A 337-nucleotide genomic window follows, 5' to 3' on the forward strand; every position below is an offset into this window, starting at 1 on the left:
GGCGCGCTTTTTTCATTAGCCGCTTCGGGGGCGGGCTCCGGCGCGGACTCGATCCCGGGCTTGCCACTGCACATCCACTGCGCCTTGCGAAAGGCCAGTTCCAGGCTCTTGTGCGCGGGCTGCATGGTCGTGGCGTAGCCGTTGACGTCCATGCCCTTGGGCAACAACACCCGGAAGCAGTCCAGGCCCTGCCCGGCGAGGCGTTCGGCCAGGGTCTCGGCGGCGCGGTTGCCCGCCTCGTCCCGGTCGAAGGCGATCAACACCCGTTCGGCGCCGCTGTCAGCCAGCGCCCGGATCAGCTCATCGGTGACACCGCCGGTGCCGTAGGCGGCGGTGA

The 337-nt window shown here is 69.4% G+C and carries 1 protein-coding gene; it reads right to left on the bottom strand.

The annotated features are described in order from the left end of the window. Window positions 1-337, bottom strand: a 337-nt coding sequence (locus AC1RQI_RS17130; RefSeq protein WP_481905820.1) for a toprim domain-containing protein, incomplete at both ends; no start/stop codon positions are given.

It is taken from the genome of Salicola sp. AFF1 (assembly GCF_056783195.1).